Source organism: Acinetobacter sp. CIP 64.2 (assembly GCF_000369645.1).
GTDB lineage: Bacteria > Pseudomonadota > Gammaproteobacteria > Pseudomonadales > Moraxellaceae > Acinetobacter.
Genome location: NZ_KB850122.1, coordinates 746,643 through 766,377, shown reverse-complemented (window position 1 = coordinate 766,377; position 19,735 = coordinate 746,643). Strand labels below are relative to the sequence as shown.

The 19,735-nt window shown below is 41.6% G+C and carries 19 protein-coding genes, 1 tRNA gene and 1 riboswitch; of the genes, 9 read left to right on the top strand and 11 right to left on the bottom strand.

Going from position 1 to position 19,735, the window contains the following annotated elements; genetic code table 11:
- Positions 1–240: 240 nt before the first annotated feature.
- The 9 genes from mltB to F895_RS07515 form a co-directional block, all read right to left on the bottom strand.
- Complete coding sequence (mltB, locus tag F895_RS07475; RefSeq protein WP_005242007.1) at positions 241–1,242, bottom strand: lytic murein transglycosylase B; 1,002 nt, start codon at positions 1,240–1,242, stop codon at positions 241–243.
- Positions 1,243–1,261: 19 nt separating this feature from the next.
- Positions 1,262–2,404 carry a rod shape-determining protein RodA gene (gene rodA / locus F895_RS07480; RefSeq protein ID WP_005242006.1) on the bottom strand — a complete coding sequence of 381 codons (1,143 nt, stop codon included), beginning with the start codon at positions 2,402–2,404 and terminating at the stop codon, positions 1,262–1,264.
- Between the two features lie 154 nt (positions 2,405–2,558).
- Positions 2,559–3,218 (bottom strand): hypothetical protein, encoded by a 660-nt coding sequence (locus tag F895_RS07485; protein WP_005242005.1) that lies wholly within the window; start codon positions 3,216–3,218, stop codon positions 2,559–2,561.
- A 33-nt stretch (positions 3,219–3,251) separates the two neighbouring features.
- Positions 3,252–4,067 (bottom strand): NADPH-dependent 7-cyano-7-deazaguanine reductase QueF, encoded by an 816-nt coding sequence (gene queF / locus F895_RS07490; RefSeq protein WP_005242004.1) that lies wholly within the window; start codon positions 4,065–4,067, stop codon positions 3,252–3,254.
- Positions 4,064–4,837 (bottom strand): ABC transporter permease, encoded by a 774-nt coding sequence (locus tag F895_RS07495; protein ID WP_005242002.1) that lies wholly within the window; start codon positions 4,835–4,837, stop codon positions 4,064–4,066. Before F895_RS07495 ends, queF begins: the two co-directional genes overlap by 4 nt.
- Positions 4,834–5,769, bottom strand: a complete 936-nt coding sequence (locus tag F895_RS07500) for an ABC transporter ATP-binding protein (protein ID WP_005242001.1) — start codon at positions 5,767–5,769, stop codon at positions 4,834–4,836. The genes F895_RS07495 and F895_RS07500 overlap by 4 nt, the downstream gene beginning before the upstream one ends.
- A 138-nt stretch (positions 5,770–5,907) precedes the next feature.
- Positions 5,908–5,983: transfer RNA gene (locus F895_RS07505), tRNA-Arg, on the bottom strand.
- 121 nt (positions 5,984–6,104) lie between these two features.
- The gene (locus tag F895_RS07510) at positions 6,105–6,686 is read right to left on the bottom strand and encodes a hypothetical protein (RefSeq protein WP_005242000.1); all 582 of its coding nucleotides are present in this window, start codon (positions 6,684–6,686) and stop codon (positions 6,105–6,107) included.
- A gap of 140 nt (positions 6,687–6,826) precedes the next feature.
- Entirely contained in the window at positions 6,827–7,519 is a 693-nt protein-coding gene (locus tag F895_RS07515; RefSeq protein WP_005241999.1) for a putative quorum-sensing-regulated virulence factor, read from the bottom strand.
- Positions 7,520–7,753: 234 nt separating this feature from the next.
- Here F895_RS07515 and F895_RS07520 point away from each other — a divergent pair, with 234 nt between their 5' ends.
- The 9 genes from F895_RS07520 to F895_RS07550 all read left to right on the top strand — a co-directional run bounded on the left by F895_RS07520 (position 7,754) and on the right by F895_RS07550 (position 17,713).
- Positions 7,754–8,992 (top strand): alpha/beta hydrolase, encoded by a 1,239-nt coding sequence (locus F895_RS07520; protein WP_005241998.1) that lies wholly within the window; start codon positions 7,754–7,756, stop codon positions 8,990–8,992.
- A gap of 245 nt (positions 8,993–9,237) precedes the next feature.
- The gene (gene glyA, locus F895_RS07525) at positions 9,238–10,491 is read left to right on the top strand and encodes a serine hydroxymethyltransferase (RefSeq protein ID WP_005241997.1); all 1,254 of its coding nucleotides are present in this window, start codon (positions 9,238–9,240) and stop codon (positions 10,489–10,491) included.
- Between the two features lie 38 nt (positions 10,492–10,529).
- On the top strand, positions 10,530–10,667 hold the full coding sequence (locus tag F895_RS20065) for a hypothetical protein (protein WP_005241996.1): 138 nt from the start codon (positions 10,530–10,532) through the stop codon (positions 10,665–10,667).
- A 30-nt stretch (positions 10,668–10,697) separates the two neighbouring features.
- Positions 10,698–10,799, top strand: a riboswitch (guanidine-I (ykkC/yxkD leader).
- A 46-nt stretch (positions 10,800–10,845) separates the two neighbouring features.
- Positions 10,846–11,583, top strand: coding sequence for an urea amidolyase associated protein UAAP1 (locus tag F895_RS07530; RefSeq protein WP_005241995.1), 738 nt, complete (start codon positions 10,846–10,848; stop codon positions 11,581–11,583).
- 16 nt (positions 11,584–11,599) lie between these two features.
- Positions 11,600–12,244 (top strand): urea amidolyase associated protein UAAP2, encoded by a 645-nt coding sequence (locus tag F895_RS07535; RefSeq protein ID WP_005241994.1) that lies wholly within the window; start codon positions 11,600–11,602, stop codon positions 12,242–12,244.
- A 9-nt stretch (positions 12,245–12,253) separates the two neighbouring features.
- The gene (gene uca / locus F895_RS07540) at positions 12,254–15,859 is read left to right on the top strand and encodes an urea carboxylase (RefSeq protein WP_005241993.1); all 3,606 of its coding nucleotides are present in this window, start codon (positions 12,254–12,256) and stop codon (positions 15,857–15,859) included.
- A 174-nt stretch (positions 15,860–16,033) separates the two neighbouring features.
- Positions 16,034–16,150, top strand: coding sequence for a hypothetical protein (locus F895_RS20480; RefSeq protein WP_005241992.1), 117 nt, complete (start codon positions 16,034–16,036; stop codon positions 16,148–16,150).
- Between the two features lie 10 nt (positions 16,151–16,160).
- Positions 16,161–16,598: a CopG family ribbon-helix-helix protein gene (locus tag F895_RS07545; RefSeq protein WP_004654007.1), complete on the top strand. Its 438-nt coding sequence runs from the start codon at positions 16,161–16,163 to the stop codon at positions 16,596–16,598.
- An 83-nt stretch (positions 16,599–16,681) separates the two neighbouring features.
- Positions 16,682–17,713, top strand: a complete 1,032-nt coding sequence (locus tag F895_RS07550; RefSeq protein ID WP_005241990.1) for an ABC transporter substrate-binding protein — start codon at positions 16,682–16,684, stop codon at positions 17,711–17,713.
- A gap of 119 nt (positions 17,714–17,832) precedes the next feature.
- Here F895_RS07550 and F895_RS07555 read toward each other — a convergent pair whose 3' ends face one another.
- Positions 17,833–18,708 carry a hypothetical protein gene (locus F895_RS07555; RefSeq protein WP_005241989.1) on the bottom strand — a complete coding sequence of 292 codons (876 nt, stop codon included), beginning with the start codon at positions 18,706–18,708 and terminating at the stop codon, positions 17,833–17,835.
- A complete protein-coding gene (locus F895_RS07560) occupies positions 18,705–19,721 on the bottom strand; it encodes an isopenicillin N synthase family dioxygenase (protein ID WP_005241988.1) in 1,017 nt (338 codons plus the stop codon). Before F895_RS07560 ends, F895_RS07555 begins: the two co-directional genes overlap by 4 nt.
- Between the last annotated feature and the right edge of the window lie 14 nt (positions 19,722–19,735).

Here is a 19,735-nt window from a genome sequence, read left to right as displayed (position 1 = left end):
TGAAATATAGTGCACATGTCTAATTATTCACTTTTGCAATTACTTTATCTTGCGGCGATAATATTCATCGCTTACGAAGTGTGTCTAGTCCTTCACGATAAATAGTTACAAAAAGGGCAAAAACTTACAGTTTCTGGTTAAAAAATAATCAATATTGTAACAATTTATAAAATATGCCGAATCTATGTACTTTTTTAATAAAAAATTTATTGACTTTTCATTATGTTAAAAAAAGCTAGCCTATCGGCTAGCTACTTCTGTGCCTAATAACCATACAGCAGTTGCATACATACGGCTTCTGTTATAGGTCGTAATGACTTGAAAATTTGGATAAGTAATATAGTAGATGGGACCAAATTGATCTTGTAGTTGAATGACATTGACCAAGTCGAGATCATCAATTTTGACCAAAGGGTTGACGGGTGCGATCCCTAATCTTTTCAACTCACCATAAGGTGTTGGTTGGGTTAAATCCTTGGCAATGATGCTATCAGGATTGTTACCTGTATATCGTGCAGGGAAGCCAATTGGGCGATCACGTTGCCAACCATGTTGAGCTAAATAGTTGGCAATTGATCCGATAGCATCTGCAGCAGAATTTCTTAAATCAATATGGCCATTACCATCATAGTCCACACCTAATTTTTGGATATTACTTGGCATAAACTGAGGGTAACCAATTGCACCTGCATAAGAGCCCACGATACTGTTGGTTGGGTAACCTTCTTTATAGGTCCAAGAAATCAAGGCTGCGAGTTCATCACTAAAATAATCAGCACGTCGTGGATAACCAAAGGCCAGTGTTGCCAAAGCATCTCGAGTGATGAAAGAGCCTTTATTGGCGCCATAACCTGTCTCCACTCCCAGAATCCCGAGAATGACTGACTTAGGCACGCCATATTGCTGTTCTGCACGATTCAGCACATCATCATACTGATTTTTAAAACGAACGCCGCGCTGGATGGTTCCTTCAGCTAAAAACATTGAACGATATTCGTACCATGGTTTACTTTCACCAGGGCGTGTCATGATGTTTAAAATATTGGGCAAGTTGCGCGCGCCACTCATGGCTGCATCAATTTGCTCGCTGCTTAAACCATACGTTGCCATCGCTTTTTGTTTGAATGCAGGATAATTGGGATGGGTGTAGAATTCATTTGCTTGTACCCAATTGCTGCTCAAGAATAAACCAGCGCTTAAAGTCAAAAATTTAAAAGTTTTATTCAAAGTAGGAAGAAACATAAGTTTATAAAATTCCTCATTATCGATGTGTATGAATAGACATAACCAGTCCAAAAGTTGACATAAGAGTAATAATTGCAGTTCCGCCATAACTCATGAACGGCAAAGGCACACCTACTACGGGTAAAATACCACTGACCATGCCTGCGTTTACAAATACATAAACAAAAAAGGACAAACCAAATGCACCTGCAACCAAACGGCCATAGTTATGGAAGCTTTGAAGGCCTATTTGGAAGGTTCTAAAAATAATTGCACAATAGAGAAGAATAAGCAGGCTAACACCAATCAAGCCGAACTCTTCTGAATAGGCTGCAATAATAAAGTCGGTATGACCTTCAGGTAAAAAGTGCAGGTGGGATTGCGTTCCCTCCAAAAAACCTTTGCCTGAGAAACCACCCGAGCCAATAGCCGTTTTAGATTGAATAATGTTCCAACCTGTTCCGAGTGCATCGGCTTCTGGATTGAATAAAGTTAAGACTCGTTGACGTTGATAGTCATGCAGCAAGAATTCCCATGCAATTGGAATAATAACACCTGCTACACCCACAGCACCCGCGATTAGCTTCCATGAGAGGCCACTGAGGAACAGTACAAAAATACCACTTGCAAGTACCAGTAATGAAGTGCCTAAGTCGGGTTGTTCAGCAATTAAAAGAAAAGGAACAACAATCAACATTAAAGACATTATGACTTGTGGGAAGCTGGGAGGTAGTGCTTTGCGTGACAAAAACCAAGCCACCATCATTGGCATGCCAATTTTCATAAACTCGCTGGGTTGTACGCTACCAAAGCCTGGAATATCAATCCAACGCTGGGCACCCATACGTACTTCACCAAAGACCATCACTGCAATCAGGCACAATACACCGAATACATAAAAGTAAGGTGAAAATGCCTGATACACTTTGGGAGGAATCTGAGCCAAACCGAACATGACCCCGAATCCAATCGCAAAACTGATGGCCTGTTTACTTACAAGACCAACATCTTGTGCCGATGCACTATAGAGAACAGTTAAGCCGAGTGTGGCATTCAGGACTAAAAATAGACACAGCCAAGGGTCGAGGTGAAGTTGTTGCCAACGAGAGGGTTGATTAGCGGTACTCAAGCCATCACGTGGTGCTTGACGCAAAAATTTGTATTGTGAGCTTGGAGACATGCGATTCTAAATCAAGTAAATCAACGCTTCGCGAATGCTAACATAAACACCGATTTAGACAATGCAAATTTAGAAATTGTGACATTTAGAGGTGATTATTTTGGCATAAAAAAAGCGACGATTTTGCAATCGTCGCTTTCTGATCGTGGTTGGCTTATTTTTGTACCAAAAGTTGGTCGAAGTGCTTGGTAAAGACTTCAAGTTCAACCTGGCTCAAGCTAGGGATCAATTTCTTAATGACAATGTGGACAGCCGTTTCTACGCCACTGGTTGCTACGCTCGCAACACCACGTTTCACCATACCCAGACCAAGAGTTTTATTGAATTCAGTCATGAAGTGGTGAATTAAGGCATCAGCAAAGGATTTGAACTGTTGCGTTAAAGCATCACGTTGTTCTTTGCCGTTTCCAGCAGCGACTTCTGCAAAGCTCTTCTTCATATCGTTTACGAGGCTATCTGGTAGCACAGTACCAATACGTTGTTTGCCATCATTATCAATAAACAGGCTCTTTTCCATGAAGGCTAAAGATTCAAGCACCTGTTCATTAGAAGCTTTACCCAGTAGCTGTTTCATTAAGGTTTCAACAATGCTACGAATTTTAATTGCAAGACCTTCGGTTGTATCTCGTTTGTCACTTGGTGGAAATTGTTGAACCAAGTGAACCAACATAGTGTCAATTAACTCATCAGTTAGCTGTAGAGAAATTTTGTCACGTAAAGGGTATTGAGGCTCTTTACTGTCACGGTTGGCTTGCGCAAGTTGAATGTCCTGGCTCAAACTTGCTGACGGAAGAATCCCGAAATAACTGGTCATTGAAGAACGTCCTCTATATCAAATTTATTCGTTTTATTGTCGTGCCAAGCGAATTGGCTCGGGCATCCATGACAAATCTGATACTCGGCATGGGTTAATATCCAAGCCCCCGCGGCGAGTATAAGTTGCATAGACCATCAGCTTTTCTGGTTTTAACAGTTGCCAGATATCTGCAAATATTTGCTCAACACATTGTTCATGAAAACCATTATGCTGACGGTACGAGATAATATAAGCTAAAATGCTGCGATAACAAGGCTTTTTACCTTGCAAACGAATAAAAACAGTGCCCCAGTCTGGCTGACCAGTCACAGGACAATTACTTCTTAATAAATGTGAGTACAGCTCAATTTCAACCTCATCTTCTGCAGTTATATCTAACTGCAGCAAGCTTGAGTCAGGATGTTCTGATAAACGCTCAGGAGTCAGATCATCGATACAGATTCCTTGTGGTTTGGAAATCTCTAAATCGTCGACTTGAAAAAGCTGTAACTCAACTTTCGCGCCAGCAGCATGAGATAAATCACGTTCAACGGTTTCAATAAAAGCCTCTTTAGACTCAAATTGAGTGAAGTTCATGCTATTGAAATAAAGTTTAAGTGACTTTGATTCAATTAAGTTGGGCGAACTGGCAGGTAAGGTCAAGCGACCAATGGCGACTTGAGGCAAACCAAGGCTATTTAGCCATGAAATTTCAAAAACATGCCACCAGTCTTTGCCTTGAGTAATACCTTCAATATGCGCATAGTGTTGGCGAGACTCGGCACGCGCAATTGGAAATAAAACATCTGGCTGATATTGAGTAGGGTATTGGGTATCTTTACCCAATAAAGAATGTTCAACACTCATTCACGCATTCCTGAACCACGAGCTAATAAATGATAGGCAATTGCATAGAGGACAACACAACAAAGCGTCACGACAGCTAAAGAGAAGGCAACGTTGACATCGCTGTGTCCTAAAATACCGTAACGGAAGGCATTAACCATATATACAATTGGATTAACTAAAGAGACATTTTGCCAAAATGGACTGAGTGCACTAATGGCATAAAACACACCACCTAAATAGGTGAGTGGCGTCAATACGAAAGTCGGGATAATTGAAATATCATCGAAGGACTTGGCATAGACGGCATTAATAAAACCACCAAGTGAAAATAATAATGAAGTAATAATGACAGTATATATGGTCACAAATAAATTATAAATTTCCAAATGGGTAAAGAACAGGCTCATTATCGTGACGATCAAGCCGACCAACACGCCACGGCTGACACCACCAATGACATAACCCCATAGGATTAGATGTAAAGGTACCGGGCTCATGATCAGTTCTTCAATACTTTTCTGAAATTTTGCACTAAAGAAGCTTGATGAAACGTTGGCATAGCTGTTGGTAATCACGGCCATCATAATCAAGCCGGGCACAATAAACTGCATGTAGCTAAAGCCACCCATCTCACCGATACGTGAACCAACCAGATTGCCAAAAATCACAAAGTACAAACTCATGGTGATGGCGGGTGGGAGCAGGGTTTGTGGCCAAATCCGCATAAAGCGACGAATTTCTTTAACCACTAAAGTCCAGAGAGCGGTTTGTAATTGACTGAAATTCATTGATCCGCTCCTGCAAGATTCTTTTCGACCATTTTTACAAACAGTTCTTCCAAGCGATTGGATTTATTACGCATACTGCTGACTTGGATATTTTGTGACTGTAACAACAAGAATAAGTCATTCATGTTATGTGCTTTATCCATCGTGACTTCTAAAGTAACAGGATCAATCAGATTGAATTTAAAACCAATAATATTGAGGTCAAAGGCTTCAATTGGCTCAGCTAAATCACAGATAAATGATTCTTCATTTAGCTGATTGAGGAAACCTTTCATGGTGGTATCTTCTTTAATTACACCACGGTCAATAATCGCGATGCGACGACACAGCATTTCTGCTTCTTCTAAATAATGTGTTGTCAGAATGATCGACGTGCCATTTTCATTCATTTCAGTGAGGAAGTCCCACATTGAACGACGTAGCTCGATATCGACACCTGCGGTTGGCTCATCAAGGATCAACAATTTAGGTTCATGCATCATGGCACGTGCAATCATCAAGCGGCGTTTCATACCACCTGAGAGCATACGTGATTGAATATTGCGTTTTTCCCACAAACCGAGTTTTTCTAAATAGTGTTCAGCGCGTTGTTCGGCCAGTTTTTTAGGAATGCCGTAATAGCCTGCTTGAGTCACTAAAATATCGAAGGTTTTTTCGAATTGACCAAAGTTAAATTCTTGAGGAACAACACCAAGACATTGTTTTGCATGTGAAGGATGGGTATCTAAGTTATGCCCAAAAATTTCAACTGAACCAGATGTTTTTTTGGTTAAAGAGCTAATGATACTGATTGTGGTTGATTTGCCTGCACCATTAGGCCCTAATAATGCATAGAATTCGCCTTCAGGAACGGTCAGATCAATTCCTTTTAACGCCTGAAAACCATTACGATAGGTTTTGGACAAATCGCTCAACACCAAAGCATCAGTCATAAACGTCTCACGTTGTTAAATAGAACGCGTATTTTGAGCGATATGAAAAAATAAACCAAGTAGAAAAATAGGTTTATGGCGTGTTAAAAACAGAACGATTATAAAAATAAGAGAAATAGTGCAGAAAAGAAGAAGCAATGGTGCGCTCAGCGGGACTCGAACCCACGCCACAGGCTTCGGAGACCTGTACTCTATCCAGTTGAGCTATGAGCGCATGCGTGCCACATCATAGGCAAAAAACACAGGCAGGTAAATATATACCTTCTAATAAAGGTGCTTCTTGATTATTAAAACATCAATTTTATTCTAGATTTATCAAGATTCTGCACATCTAACTATAAATGCTGCACTGAATAATTAATTAATTTCAACGTTTGATTCAGTTGAGCAGGCGGAATCCGTGATTCTTGCAAAGAGGTGGTCCATTGCATTTGGCAAGCTTTAAGTTGTTGCAACGAACTAATTGACTGAATCTTTTGGATGAGCGGGCGAGCCATTAGACCGCAATAGGTCGTGAGTGTTTGAATCATGACTTGCTGGATTTCCACAAAAGGTAATTTTTCTAGCTCGATGATTTCAGGTTCTATTACTGGCTCAGTTACAACGGGTGTTGGTACAGGCGTAATGGTTTGTTGTACTACAACAGGTGTTGATACAGTTTTGTGATCATTATTTTTTAGTATAGATTCTAGGTCTGCTTGTTTAACCAGAGAGGGAGCTTGTTCAGCTAACAGGCCCATATCAATGAGTTGCTGAACCAGTTCAGTGGGTGCGATACGTTCTTTATAGTCTTGATCAAGGTCTTTAAAATCTTCATGATCAATTAAAAGCAATAGACGACGTTGACGTGCTGTTAATGCAATATTACGTTCTTGTAACGCAGTTTGCCCAAGCTCAGTTTTAAAAAAATGTGACATCTCTTAATCTCCCCCAAATCAAGATCTAGACGGAGATTAAGATAAGGTTAAAAAATGACAATTATGTTAACAAATTATTAAATATCATCGCCTTGTTTAAAGTAAGTGGCAAATAATCTAAAAACTGAGAACATAATCCCTTATTTAACGAGTTTAGCCTCTAAAGCTTTCCGTAAATACGGATCAAGATCTTCCTGCCGCATCAGCCATTGAATGTAATCGGCAGGGAGGTCTTGGATGGCTGTACCTTTGTGTTTGCCAAAAGTAATACTTTTAGGAATACGCGCTTCTTCTGAAGCAAGATAAAGTTGTTCGATATTTTGAATGTTGAGTTGATGAATGATATGCATCAAGATGTTGGCGGTTAGGATAATGTCAGCATCTGCACGATGCGCGCCTTTCAACATTTCTCGTGCTTTATCGCTCCCTTTTGAAATCAAATAAATCAGGGCGGAAATATTATGCGCTTCAGCATCTTCCCAGACATGACGAGCTAAAGCTAAGGTGCAAATCGGTTTTAATTTTGAGATGTCGACACCACAACGCGCAATTGCGGCCACATCGTAGTCAACGTTATGCCCAATGATATAAGTTGTTTCAGCAGGAAGCTGAAACTCATTATAAAAAGGTTGGTCGATTAGATCAGACTCTAGAATATGATGCACAGCCATTGCTGCATAGGAAATTGGTTGACCAACCTGATAAAGCTGGTCAAAAATTTGTTTTTTATCGAGACTGAGTTTTCCATTGTCGATTTCAATTGGAGCATAGGCGATTTCAATTGGCAAACCATTCAGTGTATGTGTTTCAGTATCTAAGATGATTGCTTGCATTTAAAGGCCGCCTAGCTTGAATTGAGTGCTGGGATATCTTACAAGAAATTTACGGCAAGCAGTATTGAATGAGAGAGAGGGGCTTTAAATTTTTAAGAAAGTGGATAAATAAGCAACAAAATAAAAAAATACTTGAACAATTTGATATTAAGCGCATTCTTATGTAACTAATTGCCTTAGTAAAATAATTACTAAGCTTTAGAATGAAAATGATAATAATCAGGGAAACATGACATGAATATGAAATTATTAACGGTTGCACTTCTTAGCTCAAGCTTGTTGCTTACAGCTTGTAATGACGATAATGACAATATTTCGTTTGTACCTAAGCCAGATATTCCAGAAAATAATATTAAAAACCCTGTGGTGGGTATTCCTGTTGCCTATACCAAGACCGACTTTAGTGCCGTAGCCGCTGAAAGTTCAGTCATGACTTATAAGATGTTGGGGCAGGATGGAAAAGAGACCATGGCAACCAGTTTATTGTTTGTACCTGGTGGGCCAACACCTGCAGGCGGCTGGAAAATTGTTGCTTGGGCACATGGCACCACAGGTGTTGCAGATCAATGCGCGCCAAGTCGCAATGCAACTAATCCAGCCATTCAAAGTATGATTAGCCAATTTCTGGCAGCAGGTTACGTGGTGGTTGCACCCGATTATGAAGGTTTAGGAGAGCCAAGCGGGCGAGAACTTCATCCATTCCTAAATGTAAAAAGTGAAGCTTATTCGATTACCGATGCAGTGGTTGCTGCACGATATTATTTAGCTGGACAAGGTAAACTGCTTTCACGTCAATGGATGACAGTTGGTCATTCTCAAGGCGGACAAGCAGCTTTGGGTGCAGCGCAATATCAAAGTCGGGCTAAGCTGGATTATAAAGGGACAGTTGCTATTGCGCCTGCCTCTAACCTAGGGGCAATTTTGGTGAATGGTAATGCCTCAGTTGCAAATGCACCAATTGCACAACAGATAGGGATGTATGCACAGCTAGATACTTTTACTGCCTTGATCACGGCGGGATTAAGAAATCTTAATCCAAGTTTTAGTTATTCTAATGTTTTTATGACGCCAACGGATACCATAGCGAGTCAAGCTGAATCAGATTGTTATGATGCACTTGAGAATAAATTTATTGATAAAATGACAGATTATGCGAGTAAAAACAATAATAGTTTAGCGAATTATCCTCGGACACAAGCAAATTTTATGACGGTTCCATTGGTAAAAACGTTCTTGGATACTGATTCGCAGCCAGCTCAGGTGAAATTGGATCAACCAGTGGTGATTTATCAAGGTGCGAAAGATACAACGGTCCCTAAAGCTGCAACGGATGTGTTGGTATCAACTGCACAAAATAAAGGGTCAAAAATCCAGTACATTACCAATACTGAATGGGATCATGGCACGGCGTATGTCCTGAATATTGGCAATGTTGTGAATGATGTGAAAGCAGCAATGCCGGCGAATAATTAAGAGACGAGAGCAGCGGCCCAATTTTCTGTTTGAGAAGATTGGGCTTTTTCAATTTTAGCTTCTAAGATGTAAAAATGTATAAAAAATAGCTTGTTGATTTTTATCTATTAAAACCATGAGTAAGAATGAATAAAATTCACGAATAATTAAATAAATATCAATCTGTGAAACTCTAAACTTCGTGCTACAATATGCACCAATCTTTAGCACGGCTTAAAAGCCCTAATTCATAGGACCCTCCGCTAATGTTTGCCAATATCTCTATTGCTGAATTTGATCCAGAATTAGCTCAAGCGATTGCTTCTGAAGGTGTACGCCAAGAAGCACATATCGAGTTAATCGCATCTGAAAACTATTGCTCACCAGCTGTCATGGAAGCTCAAGGATCAAAACTTACCAACAAATATGCAGAAGGCTATCCTGGCAAACGCTACTATGGCGGTTGTGAATATGTGGACGTGATTGAACAACTTGCAATTGATCGTGCAAAAGAGTTGTTCGGTGCAGACTATGCAAACGTTCAACCACATGCGGGTTCACAAGCAAACTCTGCGGTTTACCTAGCGCTTCTTAACCCAGGTGATACCGTTCTTGGTATGAGCTTGGCTCACGGTGGTCACTTGACTCACGGTGCTAAAGTAAGCTTCTCTGGTAAAACGTATAATGCTGTTCAGTATGGTTTAAATACTGAAACTGGCGAAATTGATTATGAAGAAGTAGAGCGTTTAGCGTTGGAACACAAGCCACGCATGATCGTTGCTGGTTTCTCTGCTTATAGCCAAATCGTTGATTGGCAGCGTTTCCGTGACATCGCAGACAAAGTAGGTGCATACCTTTTTGTTGATATGGCGCATGTTGCTGGTTTAGTTGCTGCGGGTGTTTATCCGAACCCAGTGCAAATTGCAGACGTAACAACGACAACAACGCATAAAACACTTCGTGGTCCACGTTCTGGTCTAATCCTTGCGAAAGCAAATGAAGAAATCGAGAAGAAACTTCAATCAGCTGTATTCCCAGGCAACCAAGGCGGTCCTTTGATGCATGCGATTGCTGCTAAAGCAATCTGCTTCAAAGAAGCCATGTCTGATGAGTTTAAAACTTACCAGCAACAAGTTGTGAAAAATGCACAAGCAATGGCTGAAGTATTAATTTCACGTGGTTATGATGTTGTTTCTGGTGGTACAGAAAACCATTTATTCTTATTGTCTTTGATTAAACAAGACGTAACGGGTAAAGAGGTTGATGCTTGGTTAGGCTCAGCACACATCACTGTAAACAAAAATGCGGTTCCAAATGACCCACGTTCTCCATTCGTAACTTCTGGTATCCGTATTGGTACGCCAGCAGTGACAACTCGTGGTTTCGGTGAAGCTGAAGTACGTGAACTTGCAGGTTGGATTGCTGACGTGATTGACAGCAAAGGTGATGAGAAAGTGATTGCTGATGTAAAAGCTAAAGTTGAAGCTGTTTGTGCAAAATTCCCAGTATATGCAAACTAATGTGTATATCAAAAAAAGCGCCGTAAGGCGCTTTTTTTATGAATAACGAAAACCTAAAAGCATTAATCATTCTAATTTTTCAGCATCATATTGGTGCTTTGTTTTTAAAAATGCACGCTGAACAAGCTAAAAACGATCATTTTGGTATTACGAATATTGAAAATCGTATTACTTAATTGGCATGTCTTTTGCTTCATAACAAGATAGATAAAGTTGTCTAGGGTTCCGATGTGTCCGTATGGAGACATGACTGGTCCGAGAGATAACGGTTCGATAGAACTACACGGAGGGATAAAAGCCCGGGAGGACAGGCATATTGCCATAACGAGGTTAAGCATCCGCAAGAGGTTTGTTATGAATCAATCGTTCTATCACGACAATAAAATACTATGGGAAGAAACATTACCCGGTGGTCATCATTGGTCTGGTCGCATTCAACGCGGTGCAGTTTTACAACTGGAAGCACTTGAGCATCATGCCAATGTGTCTTTGTATTGTGTCAATGCCGATGACAAGCTGGAGCGTTTTAATATGCCGGATAGTCTAAAAGCCCAACACACGGCTTTTCTCTCGACAGGGCATGTTTTGTATTCTGATCTGGGTCGTGTGATGGCCTCCATTGTTCAAGATGAACATGGCTGGAATGATGTGTTTTGTGGTCCGAGTACCGCACAGCACATTGCACAACATTTTGGCAAAAAAAACTTTCAGGATGCGCGTAATGATATGCATCAAAATGGTTTGGATAGCTTATTGGTGGAATTGACCAAATTTGGTCTAGGCCAAGCCGATTTGAGCGCAACGGTAAATTTATTTTCAAAAGTCCAGCCTGATGATCATGGACGATTAAGCTACATCACAGACGATAATCAAAATCAAAAGATTGAACTGCGCTTTGAAATGGATTGTTTGGTGTTTCTTTCTGCGGCACCGCATCCACTCGACTCATCCACACAGTATCAACCCGCCGATATCCAACTTCGCCTATTCAAAGCCAATGCGTTAACTGAACAAGATGTTTGTCGGGATTCATGTGCTCAAAATCAACGTGGTTTTGCCAATAACACACGCTATTACGCATTGTCGAATTAAGGTGGGGAGCAAGAAAATGACAGCATCAGCAAAAATTGAACAGATTGTTTTAGACCAGATTTGCCTTGCAGGCGAAGCATGGATGGGCGAAGTGAAGCAAGGTCAGTATTTCCGGATTATTGATCTGGAAGGGAACCAAGCAGTTGATACCTTGTTTCTCAGCGCTAACAATGCCGAAGAACGTTATAGCGCAACCGATACCTTGGCACAAAATCAGCAGCTTTATCTGGAAAAAGGCACGACATTATTCAGTAATTTTGCCCGTCCCATTGCCACGATTGTCGATGACAATTGCGGCAGACATGACACTTTGGGCGGTGCATGTTCATGCGAAAGTAATACGGTACGTTATGCACATGATAAATATTCAATGCACAGTTGCCGCAACAATTTTATGTACGCCTTGGCACAACATCCGATTGCCAAAAAGCATCAGCTTAATGTTCGTCATATTGGCCCCAATATTAACTTTTTTATGAATGTGCCTGTGACTGCAGACGGCCATTTAAAGTTTGAAGATGGGGTCTCTGCACCAGGTAAATATGTTGAGATCAAGGCCGAAATGGATTTGATCGTGCTGATTTCAAATTGTCCGCAATTGAATAATCCGTGCAATGCCTATAATCCGACTAAAATCCAGCTTGTTATACGTGACGCGTGAGGTGACATAATGTTTAAAAAAGTACTCATTGCCAATCGTGGTGCGATTGCCTGTCGTGTCATTCGTAGCTTAAAAAAACTTGGGATTCAATCAGTTGCCGTTTATTCTGAAGCGGATCGGGATTCCTTACACGTCAGTTTAGCTGATGAAGCGATTTTTATTGGTGATTCAGCTGCACAGCAAAGCTATCTTAATATTGAAAAAATTCTGGCTGCAGCACAGCACACTGGGGCCGAAGCGATTCATCCTGGTTATGGTTTTTTATCGGAAAATGCCGCATTTTGTGATTTGTGCGAGCAACAGGGGATTGCCTTTATTGGTCCGACCTCACAGCAAATGCGTGATTTTGGTCTAAAACATACCGCACGAGCATTGGCGATTCAAAACAATGTGCCTTTACTACCAGGCAGTCAGTTGCTCATTGACTTGGATGATGCACTGATTCAGGCTGATCAAATTGGCTATCCCGTGATGCTGAAAAGCACCGCAGGCGGTGGTGGTATTGGTATGCGTCTGGTGTGGAGCGAACAGGAATTAAAAGAAGCCTATCAAACTGTTTCCTATCTGGCGCAAGCCAATTTTAAAGATGCCGGATTGTATCTGGAAAAGTTTGTCGAAAATGCCCGGCATATTGAGGTACAGATTTTTGGAGACGGTCAGGGCCATGTCATTGCACTCGGTGAGCGTGATTGTTCCGTACAACGCCGTAACCAAAAGGTGATCGAGGAAACACCTGCACCACATTTGAATGAAGAGCAACGTAGGTATATTCAACAGGTCGCCATTCAACTGATGCAGTCAGTGCAGTATCGTTCCGCGGGTACAGTTGAATTTGTGATGGATACCGACACACAACAGTTTTACTTTCTGGAAGTGAATACTCGCTTGCAAGTGGAACATGGAGTGACGGAACAGGTTTATGGTGTTGATCTAGTTGAGTGGATGGTGACCTTGGCCAGCGGGGATTGGCAAACACCGCAACAGATTGCGCCACCCAAAGGTCATTCGATTCAAGTACGTTTATATGCCGAAGATCCGATCAAAAACTTTCAACCTAGTGCGGGCTTATTGACCAGTGTCAAATTTGACCCTCAATCACGGGTGGAAACGTGGGTAGAAACAGGCTCGAATGTTTCTTCATTCTATGACCCGATGATTGCAAAAATTATTGTCACGGCGACAGATCGTGAGCAGGCGATTGCTGCCATGCAAAATAGCCTAAGTAATACGGAAATTGCAGGGATTGAAACCAATCTCGAGTACTTACAGGAAATTATCAGTGGAGAGGTGTTTCAGCAAGGCACACAGACCACGCGTTTCTTGAATCATTTTGAATGGAAAACCCAGAAAATAGAGGTGTTGCAAGCAGGGATTCAAACTGCAGTGCAAGATGTAACAGGGCGTTTGGGTTATTGGGATGTCGGTGTTCCGCCCTCAGGCGCGATGGATGCATTGAGCTTAAATGTAGCCAACCAATTGTTGGGCAATGCGTTTAACAGTTCTGGACTAGAATGTACTTTACTTGGGCCGACTTTAAAATTTCATTGTGATAGTCAGATTGCCATCACTGGTGGTGAGATGGAGGTCAGTCTGGATGGTCAACCGGTTGCGATGTGGTCAAGCATTAATGTTCGTAAAGGTCAGGTGTTAAAATGCGGTCGTATCAGTACGGGTTGCCGTAGTTATATTGGGATTAAACATGGATTAAATCTGCCTGCTTATTTGGGCAGCTTAGCCACGTTTACCTTGGGACAATTTGGTGGTCATGCAGGGCGTAACTTACTGATTGGTGATATGTTGCCCATCACTGAGGCGAAAATAGAGCAAACAGTTGCGTTAAAATCTGAACAAATCCCAAGCTTTAAAACTGAATGGGAAATCGCGGTCATGTATGGCCCGCATGGTGCACCTGATTTCTTTACGCCGAATGATGTTGCCATGTTTTTTGATCAAGATTGGGAGATTCATTTTAACTCGAGTCGTACCGGTATCCGCTTGATTGGACCGAAGCCTGAATGGGCACGGATTGATGGTGGCGAAGCAGGCTTACATCCATCGAATATCCATGACAATGCCTATGCGATTGGTGCAATTGATTTCACTGGGGATATGCCGATTATTTTAGGGCCTGATGGTCCGAGTTTAGGCGGCTTCGTTTGTCCTGCGGTGGTGATTAACTCAGAGTTATGGAAATTAGGACAGCTCAAAGCAGGCGATAAAGTCAGATTTATTCCTGTTAGTTATGCACAGGCGCAACAGTTAGAACAACGCTATCAATCGGCCTTGCAGGATGAAACCACATCACAGGTTAATTTTGAACCGATATTCAAAGCTGAGCCTATTACTTTAAAAAATGCGGTGTTGGCGACTTTGGATCAAGGCGCGGATAAACCGAAGGTGAGCTATCGTCCCGCAGGCAACCAATATCTGTTAGTCGAATATGGTGAACTGGTCTTAGATCTCAATTTACGTTTTCGTATTCATGCCTTGATGCAATGGGTTCAGCAACAAAATATTCAGGGCATCATTGATCTGACCCCAGGCATTCGTTCATTACAGATTCACTATGATTCAACGGCTCTAGAGCAACTGGATTTACTGCGCTTGTTACAGGTGGCTGAAAGTGAATTACCTGATATTGAAAATATGCAGGTACCGTCTAGAACTGTGTATTTGCCGTTAGCTTGGGAAGATTCACAAACGCAGCTTGCAACTGAAAAATATACCCAATTGGTTCGTCCAGATGCACCGTGGTGCCCAGATAATATCGAGTTCATTCGCCGTATTAACGGTCTTGCATCGAAGCAAGCAGTAAAAGATGTGGTCTATGACACGGCTTATTTGGTGATGGGTTTGGGAGATGTCTATCTGGGTGCACCTGTTGCCACACCGCTAGACCCGAGACATCGTTTAGTCACCACCAAATATAATCCTGCTCGAACATGGACGCCTGAAAATGCGGTCGGAATTGGCGGCGCCTATATGTGTGTTTATGGGATGGAAGGGCCAGGTGGCTATCAGTTTGTTGGACGTACCACACAGGTGTGGAGCCGTTATCGTCAAAATCCGAATTTTGAACCGCACAAGCCGTGGTTGCTTAGATTCTTTGACCAGATCCGTTTCTATGAAGTGTCCGAATCTGAGCTGTTGGAAATGCGTGAAGATTTTAAAGCAGGACGTTTGCAATTACGGATTGAAGAGGGGGTGCTGAATCTCAAAGACTACAATGCTTTTCTAAAAGACAATGAAAGCAGTATTCAGGCTTTTAAACAGGTTCAACAAAGTAATTTTGAAGAAGAACGCCGTCGCTGGCACGAAGCAGGCTTGGCTGAATATGTTTCCGAAAACATGGATGTAGTACTGGATGATTCAGAAATAATTGTTCCGAGTGGTGGCATGATCGTGGAGTCACATATGCCAGGTTCGGTCTGGAAAATTGAATGTACCGTGGGGGATATTATCGAAGAAGGTGAAACCTTGGCGGTAATTGAAGCAATGAAAATTGAAATCCCAATCCTGGCGCCTGCAAAAATGAAAGTTGACAGTATCTTGATTGATAAAGCACAAACGGTAAAAACAGGACAGGCATTATTCACGCTTGCACCTGCCGTATAGCGATTAAATTCATGATGCAGAAAAGGCCCTATGATGAAACATAGGGCTTTTTTTATGTGCATTTATTCAGCAATTCAAACGGTTTTTTCTACTTTATTTGGCTAAAAAACTGGCATAGATACTGCATTAAATATTACGAATTATAAATTTGGTATTACTTAGACTGAGGTGGTTATGAAAACGCAATCAATCCTAATTCAGTATTTAAAAATTACAGCGCGCTGTTTTGCCAATTTACTGAGCGTCCGAGCAGGTCTGTATGTAAAGCAAACCCAGCTGCCTAAACAGTAGTCTGATCATGATGAATGCACGCCCTAAACTGACTCGAATCAGTATTACCGTCCCTGAAAAAACGGTTGAGGCCTTAGATCAAACCATTGTCGAAGAGCATTATGAAAGTCGCTCTCAGGCGATTGTCGACATGATCAATAAGCATCTCATTGCTGAACAGGCACAGCAAAATGCAGTCATGGTCGGCACGCTAACCTTGCTGTACGACGCCAGTTGTATGCCGCTGCGGATGCAACTCTTAGACTTACAGCAGAAATTTTTAGAACAGGTGATCAGTTCATTACATATTCAACTGGATCAACAAAAAATATTGGAAGTCATGCTGTTACAAGGGGGCAGTAATGACCTTAAACAGATTAGTCAGCAATTTACTGCCTTAAAAGGGGTGATAAAAGGGCATCTGGAACTCATGGATGCCGTGATGCCACCCTTACAGCAAAATGAATAGGAAGCGTCGGCATTGGTATTGTCGCTGAACACGTGATTGAGACGTGCTCTGGGCAAAATTTTCAAAAAAGATATGGGGTGATTATGAAGCAAGCAATAGCAACGTTATCTGTTTCAGTGCTGTTCGGGCTGGTACTTAGCGCGTGTGATAATTCGGCTAAAGTACCAACGGCGGAGAAAGCGACCGAGGCCAAAGATGTAACGACAACCACGCCTATTACGATTGGGTATAGTGATTGGCCAGGTTGGGTTGCTTGGCAAGTGGCGATTGAAAAGGGCTGGCTCAAAGACGCAGGCTTAAATGTTGATTTTAAATGGTTCGATTATTCAGCTTCAATTTCTGCATTTGCGGCTAATCAACTGGATGCGGTGTTTATTACCAATGGCGATAATTTAGTCAATGCCTCGGGCGGGAGCAAGGGCATGATCATTATGGTGACAGACTATTCTGCGGGTAATGATGTCATTATTGCCAAGAATGGTATCAACAGTATTCAGGATTTAAAAGGCAAATCCATTGCTACAGAAAAAGGATTGGTCGATCACCTGTTGTTATCGACGGCTTTAAAGGATGCCAAGATTCCTTTTTCAGATATTAAACTGGTCAATTCAGTAACCAATGAACTTCCTCAAGTGTTTGGCAGTCAGGATGTTGCTGCGATTGCAGTTTGGCAACCTGTGGCCAATCAAGCGTTAAAAGCTGTTGCAGGTTCCAAGATTATTTATAGCTCCAAAGACAAGCCGGGTTTGATCTACGATACCCTTGCGGTGAATCCAAGTCATTTATCTGCGCATCAAGAGGACTGGAAAAAGCTAATCCAAGTGTGGGATAAAACGGTGAAGTATATCCAAGACCCTGCCACACATGCCGATGCGGTAAAGATCATGGCCAATCGTGTCGGCGTTGATTCTCAACAGTATGAGCAATTTATTGAGGGGACATATTTACTGGATATCGCAGCGAATAAGAAAGTGTTCCAGAAGGGAACTGGTTTTGATTCGATTTATGGTTCGACCTATCACGTCAATCAATTCAATCTCAGTAATGGCATTTATAAAACGGCAGTGGATGTGGATGGCTTGATTTATCCAGCTTTGATGGATGAGTTGAAATAGCTAATCTATAAAAAATCGCTCTCATAGAGCGATTTTTTATTTCCAGATTTTAAAATCTGAAGGACAATCTTTTTAAATAATTGATAGTCCTTTCTAGAATCAATCACATACAAACAGGATTAGTAAGTTCGTGTGGCATTTTTTAATAAATGCTTTTGTTCAGCAGCCAGCCATTGCTGTGTATCCGTGGTGGTTGCGGTTGTGGTACTAAATACAAAATCAGGTTGATAGATATCCAGATGAAAATAAAGTCGATACAGTTCACCTTCAATCTGTTTCAGTTGGGTCAGGGTATTGGCATCTTCTATTTCAAAATCATCGAGTGAAATCGATTGCTGCAAACGACTACTGATTGTACTAAAATCAATAGAAGAACCATTTAAAGCAACTGAGACTTCATAGCTTTCGATCACTTCAGGATCATTTTCAGGATGATCAATTGAACCATTTTTCAGTTGATTTTGTTGTTGGGGAAGGCGTGATTGTGCATAAGCCATGTGCTGACCGCTGATCATCAAGCCGCCATCTATAGCTATCATCTGTTGTGTTGCGATATGTTGCATCTGAAAGAGGCGTAAACCGAGCAGTAAGCCCTGTTGAGCCTGTTGCCGCCAATCTTCTACATAGGCATGGGAAGGTGAAAACTCTAAAATACTGTTGCCTATTGGGTAAAGCTTAGCAGGTTCAGGCCATTGAATATGATTCTGATAGTTTTGATGAACCTGCCAAGAGAGTAATTCGCGATCTGAATCCCATAGAGTATCGCCAATCCATCCTTGTCGATCATGTACTGTGGTTTGATTGGCATCGATCAGTCGTAGGTCAATGCTGAAAGATTTGGACTGAAACCAATACACAATGGTTTTTTCATCGGTCATACCATTAAAGAAGCTGATACTTTTGCGTCTAAAACATCCCAGTAAATAGCGGGGTAAGGGCAAGTGATCATCAATTGGGGTTGGCTCCAGTTGCGCGAGTAAGTTGATTAGATTCATTCACTTGCTCCTTGTTCATTTAAACCAAAGGAGTACAGTGGACGGGCATTTACAAGTACCAGTTCACCCGACTCAATCCGTTGCTTGAGGTACATAAAGGTTTGAGCCGTCTGATTGAATAGATGCTCACCGCCTTTGATTGGTGGATATAACGGCGCTTCATTGGGAATCAGTGGCTGAATCAGATAGTCATAATCACAGGAGAAGAACAGCGGAAAAGAATAACGTTCTTGCTGTACGCGTTTCACACGATGCTTGGTTGCCAGATAACGACCATTGGACAAGATCTCCATCATATCGCCAATATTCATTACCATGGTGTTTTCAATTAAGGGAATATCGATCCATTCACCTTGTTTATTCAGAACCTGTAAACCTTCCGCCGTTGGAAATAACAGGGTAAAACATTCATAGTCGGTATGTGCACCAATGCCCGATTGATCGTGTGCCTCAGGATTATAAGGATAATGAATCAGTCTCAATTGGCTCGGTGCATGCTTTAAATGTGGTTCAAAAAAATCTTCATTCAGCTCAAGTGCCAAAGCAAAAGCTTTAAATAGCTGATTGCCGATGGCTTTGATATGTTGATAATAATTTAGGACGCTTTGCTTAAAGATTGCATCCTCTGGCCATAGCGTTGGGCCGAGTAAAGGACGACGATGCAGCTCACCGAGATAGTCATAATTGATGTCATAGGATTCTTTTAAATCATAGATATTGGCTTTGAATTGTTCTTCACCGATTGGTACATAACCACTATGATTTTCGGAAAGACCAATATAATGCTGCATTTTAGTGGCTTGGTCTTGGCTAAAATAGTGCAGTGCGGTTTGTTTTAACTGATCGAACAGTTCGGGCTGAAATTGTTCCCCTTGAATGTATAAGAAGCCAACCTCCTTACAGGCTTGATCAAGTTGCTTCACCACCTGTTTGCGATCTTCTAAACTCGCACTGTTGAGGAGTGAAATATCAATTAAGGGCAACACATAATCATGGTTCATGAGATTCACCATTGGCTGGTCGTCCA